The sequence below is a fragment of the Methylomagnum ishizawai genome, from assembly GCF_900155475.1.
In the GTDB taxonomy this organism is placed as follows: domain Bacteria; phylum Pseudomonadota; class Gammaproteobacteria; order Methylococcales; family Methylococcaceae; genus Methylomagnum; species Methylomagnum ishizawai_A.
The window spans coordinates 905,252-918,878 of the sequence record NZ_FXAM01000001.1 but is presented as its reverse complement, the minus strand read 5'-3'; the positions used below and the strand labels follow the sequence as shown (position 1 = coordinate 918,878).

Genomic DNA, 13,627 nt, shown 5'->3' with positions numbered 1-13,627 from the left:
GTACGAGACGCTTAAGCTGCTTCTTTTTGGTCTCGTATCGCCGCTACAGTGCGCACTAATTTGGCATGGGGTTCCGCCATGGTTCTCACGAACTTCTCGATGGGGGCTTTCATGACGCCCATCAGCATCGCCAAAGCCTGCTCCCGGTTGGGGAGCTTCGACAGACGCTCAAGTTCGGACGGACCATATTGCTTGCCGCCGACCGCCACCAATTTCACCACCAGCTTCTCGGCGACCAGCTTGTCGCTCTGCTTGAGGAAATCGCTGACGACCCTGGCCGCCGCACCCGGATCTTCCAGCGAGAACGCCAAGATCAAAGGTCCGACCAAGCCTTCTTGCATGCAAGCAAAAGCGGTCCCTTCGACCGCCCTACGGGCCAGGGTGTTTTTCACCACCCGCAGGTAAACGCCCGACTCCCTTGCGCTCTTGCGGAGCTGGGTCAAATGGGCGACGGTCAAGCCCCGGTATTCCGCCGCGACGGCGGAATGGGCTTTAGCGGCAACAGCGGCGACTTCCGCGACGACAGCGATCTTGTCATCCAGTCTCAGTGCCACTTTTCATCTCCGAATAATTATCTGAACAGTTTGGGAACCATTCAGAGCCAGCAAAACATCCCGGAGGATGCCCATTACGGCTTCTGTATAACCATTTAGGTTTCAGTACACCGTCTACGCGGGTTTTCATGATTAAGCGCCCTAGGGCACACCCGCGGTCTTTGACGGTTACCGGCATGCCTCAAGCTTCCGGTAACCCAAAGTCCAAGAATTACGCGGCCAGACTATTTTGATCAACAGGGAGACCCGGCCCCATCGTAGTGGATACGGTGATCTTCTTGAGGTAGATACCCTTAGAAGTCGCCGGTTTGATCTTCTTCAAATCGGCCAATAGGGCTTCCAGGTTTTCTTTCAAGGCATTCGGCTCGAAACTAACCTTGCCGATGGTGGAATGAATAATACCTTTCTTGTCCGTGCGGTAACGGACCTGACCGGCTTTGGCGTTTCTGACGGCACCCGCCACATCGGCGGTCACGGTGCCCACCTTGGGATTCGGCATCAAGCCACGCGGACCCAAGATTTGGCCCAACTGGCCCACAACGCGCATAGCGTCAGGTGATGCGATCACCACATCGAAATTGAACTCCCCTGCTTTCACTTGGGCAGCGAGATCGTCCATACCCACGATATCCGCACCCGCTTCCTTGGCGGCTTCGACATTAGCCCCTTGTGTAAAGACAGCCACACGCACATTTTTACCCGTGCCATGCGGCATGACGGTCGCGCCACGGACCGCTTGGTCCGACTTCCTTGGGTCCACACCCAAGTTGATCGCGACATCGACCGACTCGACAAATTTGGCACTCGCAACTTCTTTCAGAACCGCGAAAGCTTCTTCAATCGCGTAGTTCTTGCCGGGCTGGACTTTCCCTTTGATTAATTTGGCTCTTTTGGTCAGCTTGGCCATTACACTCCCTCCACTTCCAATCCCATGCTACGGGCACTGCCCGCGATGGTACGCACGGCCGCGTCGACGCTGGCTGCGGTCAAGTCCGGCTCTTTGAGCTTGGCGATTTCAACCAATTGATCGCGGGTAATTTTCCCGACCTTATTGGTATTGGGATTACTGCTCCCTTTAGCCAAACCAATCGCTTTTTTAATCAGGACCGTGGCAGGAGGGGTTTTGGTGATAAAAGTAAAACTACGGTCGCTATAAACAGTAATAACAACCGGCAGTGGCAACCCTTTCTCAACCCCTTGGGTGGCGGCGTTGAAAGACTTGCAGAATTCCATAATATTGACACCGCGCTGACCTAACGCCGGACCGATAGGCGGGCTAGGATTAGCTTCCTGGGCTTTTACCTGTAGCTTAATATATCCAGTTATTTTCTTAGCCATTAATCACTCCAATGGGTCTAACGCCGTAGGCTCCCCAAATTATTAACGCTCTAACAGCGCTGATAGCAGCGGCATTTCCTGCCGACTACCCTTTCTCTACTTGACTAAAGTCGAGTTCCACAGGCGTGGATCGACCAAAAATCAATACGGAAACCCGTAGCTTGCTTTTTTCGTAGCTCACTTCCTCGACTACGCCATTAAAGTCTTTGAACGGCCCTTCAACGACCCTAACCACCTCACCGACTTCAAACAATACTTTGGGCTTCGGTTTAGTGGCCCCCTCTTCGACCCGGTTTAAAATCGCATCGGCCTCGGCGTCGCTAATCGGGGCAGGTTTATCAGAAGTACCGCCAATAAAACCCAACACACGGGGAACTTCTTTTACCAAATGCCAAGTTTCTTCGTTCAACTCCATTTGAACCAGTACGTAACCAGGAAAGAATTTACGCTCACTTTTACGCTGCTGACCCATCCTCATTTCGACCACTTCCTCGGTCGGAACCAGAATTTTCCCGAAATACTGCTCCAAGCCGGAACGTTTTATCCTTTCTTCAAGGGAACGCTTGACCTGATTTTCATAGTTGGAATAAGAATGGATAACATACCATTTAAGGGACATGTTACTACTTCCCCGCAGTTCCAGTCAGCGAACTAATCCCCCAAAACAAGAACATGTCCAACAGCCATAGGATAATACCCACCAAGAATACCAAGGCAACCACAACCAGCGTTGATTGAATGGTTTCCTGTTTGGTGGGCCAAACCACTTTGCGAACTTCGATCTGAGATTCTTTCAAGAAACCCAGGAATCCCTTTCCAAGTGGGGTTGTCAATACGGTCGCAATAGCGGCGATTGAAAACACGAGTACACCCAGCACCCGGTATACAAGCAATTGGCCGGAAAAATAGTGATAACCGGCTATCCCGGTAACCAGCAAGACAACGGCCAATACCAGCTTCGCCGTATCGAACGCCGATGCACCCGACTCCGCCCGAGCAGCCATAATATCCTTGATTATATGAATAGGATTACAGGGAAAGGAAAAAGGTGGCAGGCCAGGAGGGGCTCGAACCCCCAACCTGCGGTTTTGGAGACCGCTGCTCTACCAATTGAGCTACTGACCTACGCTTTACCCTGAGAGGCGGGGCTTCCCGACCGGGAAGCCCTGATACCAAAACTTACTCGATGACCTTGGAAACGACGCCCGCGCCGACGGTCCTGCCGCCCTCGCGCACCGCGAAACGCAAACCCTCTTCCATGGCGATGGGCGCGATCAGCTTGACGGTGATCTTGACGTTGTCGCCCGGCATCACCATCTCCACGCCCGACGGCAACTCGACCGAGCCGGTCACGTCGGTGGTGCGGAAGTAGAACTGCGGACGGTAGCCATTGAAAAACGGCGTGTGGCGCCCACCCTCGTCCTTCGACAGCACGTAAATCTCGGCCTCGAAGTGGGTGTGTGGGGTGATGGTGCCGGGGGCCGCCAACACTTGGCCGCGCTCCACGTCCTCGCGCTTGGTGCCGCGCAGCAGCACGCCCACGTTGTCGCCCGCCACGCCCTCGTCCAGCAGTTTGCGGAACATTTCCACGCCGGTGCAGGTGGTCTTGGTGGTGTTGCGGATGCCGACGATCTCGACTTCGTTGCCCACCTTGACAATACCGCGCTCCACCCGCCCGGTCACCACGGTGCCACGACCGGAAATCGAGAACACATCCTCGATCGGCATCAGGAACGGCTTCTCGATGTCGCGCTTCGGCTCGGGGATGTAGCTGTCGAGCGCGTCCACCAGCTTGATGATGGCAGGCACGCCGATGTCGCTCTGGTCGCCTTCCAGCGCCTTCAGCGCGGAGCCGATTACGATGGGGGTGTCGTCGCCGGGGAAGTCGTACTTGGACAGCAGTTCGCGCAACTCCATATCGACCAGTTCGATCAATTCGGCGTCGTCGACCATATCGGCCTTGTTCAGGAACACCACGATGTAGGGCACACCGACCTGGCGGGCCAACAGGATATGCTCGCGGGTCTGCGGCATCGGGCCGTCGGCGGCAGAGCAGACCAGGATCGCGCCGTCCATCTGCGCCGCGCCGGTGATCATGTTCTTCACGTAGTCGGCGTGGCCGGGGCAGTCCACATGGGCGTAGTGGCGGGTCGGGGATTCGTATTCGACGTGCGCGGTGGCGATGGTGATGCCGCGGGCGCGTTCCTCGGGAGCCGCGTCGATCTGGTCATAGGCCTTGAATACCCCACCGAAGCGCTCGGCACCAATCTTGGTGAGCGCCGCCGTCAGGGTCGTCTTGCCATGGTCCACATGGCCGATCGTTCCCACATTCACATGCGGCTTGCTACGTGTAAATTTCTCTTTGGACATCCGCCAACACCCCTTACTGTTTTTTGCCGAGATATGCGAAAAACTGGAGCCCATAACCGGACTTGAACCGGTGACCTCTTCCTTACCAAGGAAGTGCTCTACCGACTGAGCTATATGGGCCGAAACTCTATGTCGTCACTGGAGCGGGTGATGGGAATCGAACCCACGCCATCAGCTTGGAAGGCTGAGGTTCTACCATTGAACTACACCCGCGTTCAAAAACAAGTGGTGGAGGGGGAAGGATTCGAACCTTCGAAGGCAGAGCCGTCAGATTTACAGTCTGATCCCTTTGACCGCTCGGGAACCCCTCCGAGCAAGTGAGTCCCGTATTTTCTATGGATCGCCCATGTCTGTCAAGTTTTTTTCTTGGGTTCGGAATGCAGGCGATTCATCAAGGCCGCCAGGTTCCCGGCAATCAACTCCGGGACCGAATCGGCCACGTTCGAGATCGCTTCCTCGATCAGCCCGGCCTCGGCCCGGGATGGCGCACCCAGCACATAGGGCACTACCGCATCGCGGTCGCCGGGATGGCCGATGCCGAACCGGAGCCGATAATAATCCGGCGTTCCCAGATGGGCCAGGATATCGCGCAATCCATTATGGCCGCCATGCCCTCCCCCACGCTTGAGCCGCACCACGCCGGGCGGCAAATCCAATTCGTCGTGCGCGACCAGGATTTGCGCGGGTTCGACCTTGAAATACTTCGCCATCGCGCCCACCGCCAAACCGCTGCGGTTCATATACGTGGTGGGCTTCAGCAGCCATAGCGTATCCCCGGCCAATTCGAGCTTGGCGGTCAGGCCGTGGAAACGCGACTCCTCGCGGAAACCCAAGCGGTAACGGGCGGCGATGGCGTCCAAAAACCAAAACCCGGCATTATGCCGGGTTTTTTCGTATTGGGCGGTGGGATTGCCCAATCCGACCAGAAGCTTGAAGTTAGCGGGCATGCCGCCCGATCCCGGACCCGTGGTTCATGGGAGCAATCAACCCGCCTCGGCGGCGCGGGTGGTCTGGATCACCGCGACGGGAGTGTCGTGTTCTGGACCATGCAACAAGGCCACGATCTGGACCCCGACCGGCGGCTTGAGGTCGGAAAGATGCACGGATCCGCCGATATCCACGTCCGCCATATCGACCTCGATGAATTCGGGCAATTGGCTGGGCAGACAGGTCACTTCGACATCCACCAGGTTGTGGTTGACCACGCCGCCTTTCTTCACGCCGACCGAGGTTTCCTGGTTGATGAAGTGCAGGGGCACATGGACCTTGATCTTGTCGGATTCGCTCACCCGCTGGAAGTCCATGTGCATGATGATCGGCTTGCTGGGATGGCGCTGCAACTCCTTGAGGATGGCCTGCTCCTGCTTGTCCCCGATATTGAGCGTGAGGATGTGGGAATAGGTGGCCTCGTTCTCCAAGGCTTTCACGACCTTGTTGTGTTCGAGGATCAAGCTCACCGGCTCGCCACCGCCATACAGCACGGCGGGTACCTTGTTCAAGTTCCGTAAGCGGCGGGCGTTGCCCTTGCCGGTGTTGGTCCTCAATTCCGCATCGAATACAAAACTGCCTGCCATCTTTTTCTCCAAAATACTCTTAGCAGTGAATAAAAAAGCCGATTGCCATCAATCGACGTACATGGAACTCACGGATTCGCCCACCGCGATGCGGCGTATGGTTTCCGCCAGCATCTCGGCCACGCTCAATTGCCGGATTTTGAGGCATTGCTCGGCGTCCGGGCGCAAAGGGATGGTGTCTGTCACCACCAGTCCGTCCAACACCGAATTTTCGATGTTGTCCACAGCGCGTCCCGACAATACGGGATGGGTGCAATAAGCCACCACCTTGGTGGCTCCATGGTCTTTCAGGGCACCCGCCGCCCGGCACAGCGTACCCGCCGTGTCCACCAGGTCGTCCACCATGATGCAGGTGCGGCCTTCGACATCGCCGATGATGTTCATCACCTTGGCCTCGTTCGGCCTGGGGCGGCGCTTGTCGATGATGGCCAGGTCGGCGTCGTCCAAACGCTTGGCCAGCGCCCTGGCCCGGACCACGCCGCCCACATCGGGGGAAACCACCATCAGATCGGGATATTGTTGCCGCCACACATCGCCCAGCAAGATAGGCGAGGCGTAGACATTGTCCACGGGCACATCGAAAAATCCCTGGATCTGGTCGGCATGCAAATCGACCGTCAACACGCGGTCGGCCCCCGCCGCGCAAATCATCTTGGCGACCAATTTCGCGGAAATCGGCACCCGCGCCGAACGGATGCGGCGATCCTGCCGCGCATAGCCATAATAAGGGATGACCGCCGTGATGATGCCCGCCGAAGACCGCCGGAAAGCGTCGATCATGATCAGCAGTTCCATGAGGTTCTCGCTGATCGGCGAACAAATGGGCTGGACGATGAAGACCTCGCGCCCGCGCACGCTCTCTTCGATCTCGAAGGAAATTTCGCCGTCGCTGAAGCGCCCGATGGACGCCATCCCCAGGCGCATGTTGAGCTTGTGGACGATGCCCTCGGCCAGGGGCAGATTGGCATTCCCCGAGAACACCATGAACGAGGTGTCGGTCATTCGAGCAACTCCAAACAGGATTGAGCCGAGTGAATGGCTGGGGCGCCAGGATTCGAACCTGGGAATGCCGGGATCAAAACCCGGTGCCTTACCGCTTGGCTACGCCCCAATATTCAAGATTGCCGGGAACCGGGATCGAATCCCAACGCCCGCTGTAGAGGTGACAGGTTCTCGCCTTTGGCGACGAATACGGACCTGGTCGATCCCAAATCCACCGCAGCTTGCCGGGCTTGCCGCTCATCGGCGAAGGCCGCGAACACACAGGCTCCGGTTCCGGTCAGCCTGGGTTCCGAGTAGCGGGAGAGATCATCCATGGCCGCACCGATCTCGGGGTATAACTCCATAACCACTGGCAGGCAATGGTTCTCCTGCCGCCCCGCGATAAAGTCCGCTATTATGATGGGTTTGTTGTCCCGCGTCAAATTCGGCGAAGAAAAAACGGTTCTGGTCGCGACGTGACAGTCGGGTACGACCACCACATACCAAGGTTCGGGCAAGTCCAACGGGGTCAGTTGTTCGCCGACGCCTTCGGCCCAGGCGCTCCGGCCATTCACAAAAACCGGCACGTCCGCGCCCAGTTTCAAGCCCAGTTCCATCAGCGCCTCGACACCCAACCCCGTATGCCACAGGCGGTTCAGGCCGACCAAGACCGTCGCGGCATCGGAACTGCCGCCGCCCAAGCCACCGCCCATCGGCAGGTTTTTTTCGATGCCGATATCCACCCCGGCACGGGTTCCGGTGGCAGCGGCCAAGGCCCGCGCCGCCCGCACGGTGAGGTCCGCTTCGGGCGGGACGCCCGGCAAGGGCGTTTTTAGGTGGATTTCCCCATCGGTGCGCCGACCCAGGGTAATCCAATCGCAGCGGTCGATGAATTGGAACACGGTCTGCAAGAGGTGGTAGCCATCCTCGCGCCGCCCCACGACCCTGAGCAGCAGATTGAGCTTAGCCGGGGCCGGTAAACGTAAGGTCTCGATTTCTTCCACGGCTTATCCCTTGATTTCCCAGGTGTCGGCGACGATTTTCAGCTTTACCCCGGAGCCTTGAATGCGGAACTTCCGGGGCAGCGGATGGCCGTTGGCCTCCATGTATTGATCGAGGTGGATCGTCCAGCCGGATTGGCGGAATCCGCCCACAGCGCCCGCTTCGGCGGGCAACGGGGTGGACTCAAGGCCAGGATCGGGGATACCCAATATCCAGCTCCGCAGGCTGGACAAGGGCACCGCGAATCCCAGACGCTCCCGCAAAGCCGCGTCGGGATCGCGGGAAAGCTGGGTGACGCCATTGCCCTCGTTGATGTAGATCAGGTCTTTTTGCAGCACGATGGAAATCATGCCCTGGCTCAAGGGACCGGAAATCCGCAGCCGGTCCTGGGCCGGTTCATGTTCCCAAAACAGATTGGCCTGCCAAGCGTCGTGGGCGGTCTGGATACCGATCCGGCCATCCATGCGCCAAGCCTTGAGGGCGTAGAGCGCCGCCCGGTCGGCTTCCACCGCGGGTGCCGGGGTGCCCGTCCCGCGGAACCACGCGCAGCCCGGCAAAACCATCAGTGCGGCCAACAACAGGGCCGCGCCCCATCGCTTATTTGAAGGCATCCTTGTAGCGCGCCCTGACCTTCTTCACGGCGTCCTGGTCCGGGTCTTTCTTGATCGCTTCCCTCCAAACCTTCTTGGCCTCCTGGCGCTTGCCCGATTCCCACAACACCTCGCCCAGATGCGCCCCGATCTCGGGATCGCGCACCAAATCATAGGCGCGGCGCAGATAATCCAAAGCCGCCGGATGATCGCCCAACCGGTATTGCAACCAGCCATAGCTGTCCAAGATGGCCGGGTCTTCGGGCTTCAGTTCGATGGCCTTGTCCAGATAGTCCTTGGCCTCGTCCAGGCGCACATTCCGGTCCACCAAGGTATATCCCAGGGCGTTCAGCGCATTGGGATCGTCCGGGTGTTTTTCCAGGACGGCCTGCAAATCGGCTTCCAGCACATCGAAGCGGCCCAATTCCTCGGCGACCAAGGCCCGCGCATAAAGCAATTCCAGTTGTCCCGGCAACTGCTCCAAGGCTTCGCTCAACAACTCGAAAGCGGCGTCGTAGTCCTTGTTCTTCGACAGCAATTCCGCTTCCAGCAGATAGAGCCGCAACGCCTCGTTGGGGAACGCCTTGCGGACCTGGCCCAAACGCTGGCGGGCCTCGCCCATGCGCCCCAGGTTGATGAGCGCCGTGATAGCGTTGACCTGGGCGTCGAATTGCAAGGGGCCGGACGTGATCTTGTCGAACCAACGCAGCGAATTATCCAGGCGTTCGCGCTTGGCCTCGATCAATCCCAGATAGAAATAAGCCTGGGACTGCCATTTCGAGACCTCGGTCAATTCCAGGAAATCCTGCTTGGCCCGGTCGATCTGGCCCATTTCCATCAAGGTCGAGGCCAGGGCGAAGCGGGCGTCGTGGTTGTCCGGCTCCTTGGCAAGGATGCGGGATAGCTCATGCTCCGCCATCTTGAAATCGCCGGTCTTGGCCAGGAATTGCGCATAGATCAACCGCAAGCGCATATTGCCGGGATCGGCCTTCAAAGCCCGCTGCACGGCATCCCGCGCCGCCTTGGAATCGCCCATCTGCGACATCACCTGGGCCTGCAACAAGCGGGCGCGACTCCAATCGGGATGCAGGGCCAAGGCGCGTTCGGTTTCTTCCAGGGCCAATTGATGCTCGCCCTTGCCACTCGCCAGCAAGGCATAGGCGAAATGCAATTCCGCCTGGCGCGGGAAATGCCCGACCAATTGCTGCATCGCCGCCAAGGCTTGCTCCTTCGGCAACTCGGCATCCAGCCATTTGACCAATTCGATCAAGGTGTTTTCGAGGTCGGGGTTGGGCAGGGCCAGCAAAGCTTGGAACTGCGCGATGGCCGCGTCCACCTGCCCGGTTTTCAGCAGCAGCATGGCGGCGACGCGGCGGGCGGAAACGCTGTTGGGATCGCGCCCGGACCAAAGCTGGGCGGCTTCCAGCGCCTTGTCGCTATCCTTGAGATACAGGGCGATTTGGGTGGCGCGTTCGGCGATTTGGGGATCGGGGTCGCGGCGGGCCACTTGCAGATAATTATTGAGGGCCAGTTCGTACTGCCCGCGCTGCCCGGCCAATTCGGCGGCGAGCAGCAGATAGACCAGTTCCGAATCCCGCTCGACGGGACGGGTGCTCGTCCTGAGGTCGCTCTCCATGCCGCCGTCGGCACCTTTGCGCGACATACCCAAACCGGCGCAACCCGAGATCAAGAACGCCCCGGCGCAGGCCAAATAGACCAATCGTTTCACCACGGTGATGGAATCTCTGAATCGAAATAAAGGAAAATTGGAGTCGTCTCGACAAGGGTTGGTTTCCGCTGCGTTCCCGGAAAAGCGCACCCCCGGAAGGCGTATCCACACGATGGCGGAGTTCGAGGACAACGGGCACGGCAGGGATTTTAGCCTTCCTTGATGAGTGGCGACAAATTTACCGGGGTTCGATTGGCCCGGCCCCCGCTTTTTTCCTAGAATTATATTCTTAATAAAGTCGAATACAGTGAATCCATGGGCATCTTGACCTTGGGGCTGAACCACAACACCGCGCCGGTCTCGATCCGGGAACGCTTGGCTTTTCCCGCCGAGCGCCTGCACCACGCGCTGCAAGGGCTGATCCAACTCCCGGAAGTCCGCGAGGTGGCGATCCTCTCCACCTGCAACCGCACCGAAGTATACTGCGGTGCCGAAACCCCGACCCCCCACGAAACCCTGATCGATTGGATCGCCCACGAACAGCGCTTGCGGCGCGAGGATTTCCAGCCCTTCCTCTATACCCATCGCGGGGCCGATACCATCCGCCATATGTTCCGGGTGGCTTCGGGGCTGGATTCGATGATCCTGGGCGAGCCGCAAATCCTGGGCCAGATGAAAACGGCCTACCAATCCGCCGCCGAGGCCGGCACCCTGGGCAAGACCCTGGGCAAACTGTTCCAACACACTTTCACCGCCGCCAAGAAAGTCCGCACCGATACCGCCATCGGTTCCAGCCCGGTGTCGGTGGCTTTCGCCGCCGTGCGCTTGGCGCAGCGCATCTTCGACGACCTGAGCCGCCAGACCGCCATCCTGATCGGGGCCGGGGAAACCATCGAACTCACCGCCCGCCATCTCGCCGAAAACAAGATCGGCGAACTCATCATCGCCAACCGCACCTACGACAAGGCCCACGCCCTGGCCCAGCAATTCAACGGCTTCGCGATTTCGCTATCCGAACTCCCCAAGCATCTGGCGCGGGCCGATATCGTGGTCGCCTCCACCGCCAGCCCTTTGCCTATCCTCGGCAAGGGCAGCGTCGAGAGCGCCATCAAGGCCCGCAAACACAAGCCGATGTTCATGGTGGACCTGGCCGTGCCCCGCGACATCGAGCCGGAAGTCGAGCAACTGCGCGATGTCTACCTCTATACCGTGGACGACCTCCGCAACACGGTCGAGGAAAACCTGCGTTCGCGCCAGGAAGCCGCCTTGCAAGCCGAGGAGATCATCGACACCGAAGTCGATCATTTCCTGGCCTGGCTCAAGGCCCAAGGCGCGATCACCACCATCCAGGATTTCCGCAAGCAGGCCGAAACCTTGCGCGACGAAGCCCTCGCCAAGGCCCTGCAAGCCCTCAAGTCGGGCCGCCCGCCGGAACAAGCCCTGGAACTACTCGCCCATCTGCTGACCAATAAATTGACCCACACCCCCAGCATCCAATTGAAACAGGCGGGCATCTACGAACGGCACGACCTCATCGCCGCCGCCCGCGAAATCTTCCAACTGAAAGACGGCACATAAATCTTCGTGAAACCCTCCATCCTCCAGAAACTCGAACACCTCTCCCACCGTTTCGAGGAAATCACCGCGCTGCTCGCCGAACCCGAAGTCCAAAGCGACCAGGACCGCTTCCGCGCCCTGAGCCGCGAATATGCCCAGCTCAATCCGGTGGTGGCTTGCTTCCGCAACCACCAGGACACCTTGGACGCCCTCGCCTACGCCCAAGACCTGCAACAAGACCCGGACCCCGAAGTCCGCGCCCTCGCCCAGGAAGAACTGGACGAAGCCCAAACCCGCCGCGACGGCTTGGAGCAAGCACTGGAAATCCTGCTGCTGCCGCGCGACCCCAACGACGAACGCAATATCTTCCTCGAAGTCCGGGCCGGCACCGGCGGGGCCGAGGCGGCGCTGTTCGCGGGCGATCTTTGCCGCATGTACATCCGCTACGCCGAGCAAAAAGGCTGGAAAACCGAAGTGGTCGGCGAGAGCGAGGGCGAACTCGGCGGCTACAAGGAAATCATCGTCCGCATCAGCGGCCAGGAGGTATATTCCCGGCTGAAATTCGAGTCCGGCACCCACCGCGTGCAGCGCGTCCCGGCCACCGAGGCCCAAGGCCGCATCCATACTTCGGCCTGCACCGTCGCCATCCTGCCGGAAGTGGAGGAGGTCGAGATCGACATCAACCCGGCGGACCTCCGGGTCGATACCTACCGCGCTTCCGGGGCGGGTGGCCAGCACGTCAACCGCACCGATTCGGCCATCCGCATCACCCATATCCCGACCGGCATCGTGGTCGAATGCCAGGACGAGCGTTCCCAGCACAAGAACCGGGCGCGGGCCATGTCGCTGCTGAAATCGCGCATCCTCTCGGCGGAACAGCAAAAGCAGGACGCCGAAATCGCCGCCTCGCGCAAGCTCCAGGTCGGCAGCGGCGACCGCTCGGAGCGCATCCGCACCTACAACTTCCCACAAGGCCGCCTCACCGACCACCGCATCAACCTGACCCTGTACAAGCTCGAAACCATCATGCAAGGGGAACTCGATCCGGTGATCGAACCCTTGATCCACGAGCATCAGGCGGAATTATTGGCGCAGTTGGCGGCGGAATGAACCGGCCCACGCCGACGCTTGGACAGGCGCTCCAATCCGCCATCGACCGCCTCGCCCCGTTCACCGACACCCCGCGCCTCGACGCCGAAATCCTGCTCTGCCATAGCCTGGGCCAGGGCCGCGCCTATCTGCGGACCTGGCCAGAACGGGAACTGACGCCCGAGCAAGCCGGGCGCTTCCGGGATTGGATCGGGCAACGGGCGGCGGGCATGCCCATCGCCTACCTCACCGGGCAACGGGAATTCTGGTCGCGGGATTTCATCGTGCGCCCCGGCGTGCTGATTCCGCGCCCGGAAACCGAATTGCTGGTAGAACTGGCCCTGGCGCGGATGCCGGTCCAGGCACCAGCGGCGATCCTCGACCTCGGCACCGGCAGCGGCATCATCGCCGTGACCCTCGCCGCCGAACGACCCAGGGCCAGCGTCACCGCCATCGACCTCAGCGTCGAAGCCCTGGCCGTGGCCCGCGCCAACGCCGTCCGCCACGGCGCGGCCCATATCCGCTTCCTGCAAGGCGCTTGGTTCGAGCCCTTATCCGCCGACCAGCGCTTCGACCTCATCGCCAGCAATCCGCCCTATATCGCCGAGCGCGACCCGCATTTGGCCCAGGGCGATTTGCGGTTCGAGCCGGTGTTGGCGCTGGCTTCCGGTGCCACGGGGCTGGACGCCTTGACCACCATCGCGGCGGGTGCCCGCCACCATCTCAAACCGGGCGGGCATTTGTTGCTGGAACATGGCTACGACCAAGCCGCCGCCCTGGCCGATCTCCTGACCGCGCAGGGCTACGCCGATATCGCCCACCACCACGACCTGCAAGGCCATCCGCGCACCACCACGGCGCTTTGGCCCGGCCTTGCCCCATCCGCCTAAAACCTTCGGAGCG

At 59.9% G+C, this 13,627-nt stretch carries 15 protein-coding genes and 5 tRNA genes; 3 read left to right on the top strand and 17 right to left on the bottom strand.

Annotated features, from left to right (window positions below; all coding sequences use genetic code 11):
• Positions 1–11: 11 nt before the first annotated feature.
• The 17 genes from rplJ to B9N93_RS04105 form a co-directional block, all read right to left on the bottom strand.
• Entirely contained in the window at positions 12–554 is a 543-nt protein-coding gene (gene rplJ, locus B9N93_RS04185) for a 50S ribosomal protein L10 (RefSeq protein ID WP_085211158.1), read from the bottom strand.
• A 211-nt stretch (positions 555–765) separates the two neighbouring features.
• Positions 766–1,461 (bottom strand): 50S ribosomal protein L1, encoded by a 696-nt coding sequence (gene rplA, locus B9N93_RS04180; RefSeq protein WP_085211156.1) that lies wholly within the window; start codon positions 1,459–1,461, stop codon positions 766–768.
• Entirely contained in the window at positions 1,461–1,892 is a 432-nt protein-coding gene (gene rplK, locus B9N93_RS04175; RefSeq protein ID WP_085211154.1) for a 50S ribosomal protein L11, read from the bottom strand. The genes rplA and rplK overlap by 1 nt, the downstream gene beginning before the upstream one ends.
• 85 nt (positions 1,893–1,977) lie before the next feature.
• Positions 1,978–2,511: a transcription termination/antitermination protein NusG gene (gene nusG / locus B9N93_RS04170; protein ID WP_085211153.1), complete on the bottom strand. Its 534-nt coding sequence runs from the start codon at positions 2,509–2,511 to the stop codon at positions 1,978–1,980.
• 4 nt (positions 2,512–2,515) lie between these two features.
• Entirely contained in the window at positions 2,516–2,896 is a 381-nt protein-coding gene (gene secE, locus B9N93_RS04165) for a preprotein translocase subunit SecE (RefSeq protein ID WP_085211151.1), read from the bottom strand.
• Positions 2,897–2,941: 45 nt separating this feature from the next.
• Positions 2,942–3,017, bottom strand: a tRNA-Trp gene (locus B9N93_RS04160).
• A 54-nt stretch (positions 3,018–3,071) separates the two neighbouring features.
• Positions 3,072–4,262: an elongation factor Tu gene (tuf, locus tag B9N93_RS04155; RefSeq protein ID WP_254899331.1), complete on the bottom strand. Its 1,191-nt coding sequence runs from the start codon at positions 4,260–4,262 to the stop codon at positions 3,072–3,074.
• Between the two features lie 44 nt (positions 4,263–4,306).
• Positions 4,307–4,382, bottom strand: a tRNA-Thr gene (locus tag B9N93_RS04150).
• A 19-nt stretch (positions 4,383–4,401) separates the two neighbouring features.
• Positions 4,402–4,475: transfer RNA gene (locus B9N93_RS04145), tRNA-Gly, on the bottom strand.
• Between the two features lie 13 nt (positions 4,476–4,488).
• A tRNA-Tyr gene (locus B9N93_RS04140) sits at positions 4,489–4,573 on the bottom strand.
• Between the two features lie 42 nt (positions 4,574–4,615).
• A complete protein-coding gene (gene pth / locus B9N93_RS04135; RefSeq protein WP_085211147.1) occupies positions 4,616–5,209 on the bottom strand; it encodes an aminoacyl-tRNA hydrolase in 594 nt (197 codons plus the stop codon).
• 36 nt (positions 5,210–5,245) lie between these two features.
• Positions 5,246–5,836, bottom strand: a complete 591-nt coding sequence (locus tag B9N93_RS04130; protein WP_085211145.1) for a 50S ribosomal protein L25/general stress protein Ctc — start codon at positions 5,834–5,836, stop codon at positions 5,246–5,248.
• 48 nt (positions 5,837–5,884) lie between these two features.
• A complete protein-coding gene (locus B9N93_RS04125; protein ID WP_085211143.1) occupies positions 5,885–6,838 on the bottom strand; it encodes a ribose-phosphate diphosphokinase in 954 nt (317 codons plus the stop codon).
• A gap of 34 nt (positions 6,839–6,872) precedes the next feature.
• Positions 6,873–6,947 (bottom strand) — tRNA-Gln (locus B9N93_RS04120).
• A gap of 4 nt (positions 6,948–6,951) precedes the next feature.
• Positions 6,952–7,821 carry a 4-(cytidine 5'-diphospho)-2-C-methyl-D-erythritol kinase gene (gene ispE, locus B9N93_RS04115; RefSeq protein WP_085211141.1) on the bottom strand — a complete coding sequence of 290 codons (870 nt, stop codon included), beginning with the start codon at positions 7,819–7,821 and terminating at the stop codon, positions 6,952–6,954.
• A 3-nt stretch (positions 7,822–7,824) separates the two neighbouring features.
• Positions 7,825–8,430, bottom strand: a complete 606-nt coding sequence (lolB, locus tag B9N93_RS04110; protein ID WP_085211140.1) for a lipoprotein insertase outer membrane protein LolB — start codon at positions 8,428–8,430, stop codon at positions 7,825–7,827.
• On the bottom strand, positions 8,417–10,141 hold the full coding sequence (locus tag B9N93_RS04105; protein WP_254899330.1) for a tetratricopeptide repeat protein: 1,725 nt from the start codon (positions 10,139–10,141) through the stop codon (positions 8,417–8,419). The genes lolB and B9N93_RS04105 overlap by 14 nt, the downstream gene beginning before the upstream one ends.
• A gap of 252 nt (positions 10,142–10,393) precedes the next feature.
• On the opposite strand from B9N93_RS04105, the gene hemA reads away from it, so the two are divergent.
• From hemA to prmC, 3 genes are read left to right on the top strand one after another with little or no spacing between them, the layout of a single operon-like run.
• Positions 10,394–11,656 carry a glutamyl-tRNA reductase gene (gene hemA, locus B9N93_RS04100; RefSeq protein WP_085211138.1) on the top strand — a complete coding sequence of 421 codons (1,263 nt, stop codon included), beginning with the start codon at positions 10,394–10,396 and terminating at the stop codon, positions 11,654–11,656.
• A 6-nt stretch (positions 11,657–11,662) separates the two neighbouring features.
• Positions 11,663–12,745 (top strand): peptide chain release factor 1, encoded by a 1,083-nt coding sequence (prfA, locus tag B9N93_RS04095; RefSeq protein ID WP_085211136.1) that lies wholly within the window; start codon positions 11,663–11,665, stop codon positions 12,743–12,745.
• Positions 12,742–13,614, top strand: a complete 873-nt coding sequence (gene prmC / locus B9N93_RS04090; RefSeq protein ID WP_085211134.1) for a peptide chain release factor N(5)-glutamine methyltransferase — start codon at positions 12,742–12,744, stop codon at positions 13,612–13,614. The genes prfA and prmC overlap by 4 nt, the downstream gene beginning before the upstream one ends.
• The last annotated feature ends 13 nt before the right edge of the window (positions 13,615–13,627 follow it).

What these genes read in the sequence shown, in the direction of transcription:
- B9N93_RS04125 (WP_085211143.1), bottom strand. Translation starts at nt 6,838, where the DNA reads ATGACCGACACCTCGTTCATGGTGTTCTCGGGGAATGCCAATCTGCCC.
- tuf (WP_254899331.1), bottom strand. Translation starts at nt 4,262, where the DNA reads ATGTCCAAAGAGAAATTTACACGTAGCAAGCCGCATGTGAATGTGGGA.
- prmC (WP_085211134.1), top strand. Translation starts at nt 12,742, where the DNA reads ATGAACCGGCCCACGCCGACGCTTGGACAGGCGCTCCAATCCGCCATC.
- rplK (WP_085211154.1), bottom strand. Translation starts at nt 1,892, where the DNA reads ATGGCTAAGAAAATAACTGGATATATTAAGCTACAGGTAAAAGCCCAG.
- rplA (WP_085211156.1), bottom strand. Translation starts at nt 1,461, where the DNA reads ATGGCCAAGCTGACCAAAAGAGCCAAATTAATCAAAGGGAAAGTCCAG.
- lolB (WP_085211140.1), bottom strand. Translation starts at nt 8,430, where the DNA reads ATGCCTTCAAATAAGCGATGGGGCGCGGCCCTGTTGTTGGCCGCACTG.
- nusG (WP_085211153.1), bottom strand. Translation starts at nt 2,511, where the DNA reads ATGTCCCTTAAATGGTATGTTATCCATTCTTATTCCAACTATGAAAAT.
- B9N93_RS04130 (WP_085211145.1), bottom strand. Translation starts at nt 5,836, where the DNA reads ATGGCAGGCAGTTTTGTATTCGATGCGGAATTGAGGACCAACACCGGC.
- secE (WP_085211151.1), bottom strand. Translation starts at nt 2,896, where the DNA reads ATGGCTGCTCGGGCGGAGTCGGGTGCATCGGCGTTCGATACGGCGAAG.
- pth (WP_085211147.1), bottom strand. Translation starts at nt 5,209, where the DNA reads ATGCCCGCTAACTTCAAGCTTCTGGTCGGATTGGGCAATCCCACCGCC.
- hemA (WP_085211138.1), top strand. Translation starts at nt 10,394, where the DNA reads ATGGGCATCTTGACCTTGGGGCTGAACCACAACACCGCGCCGGTCTCG.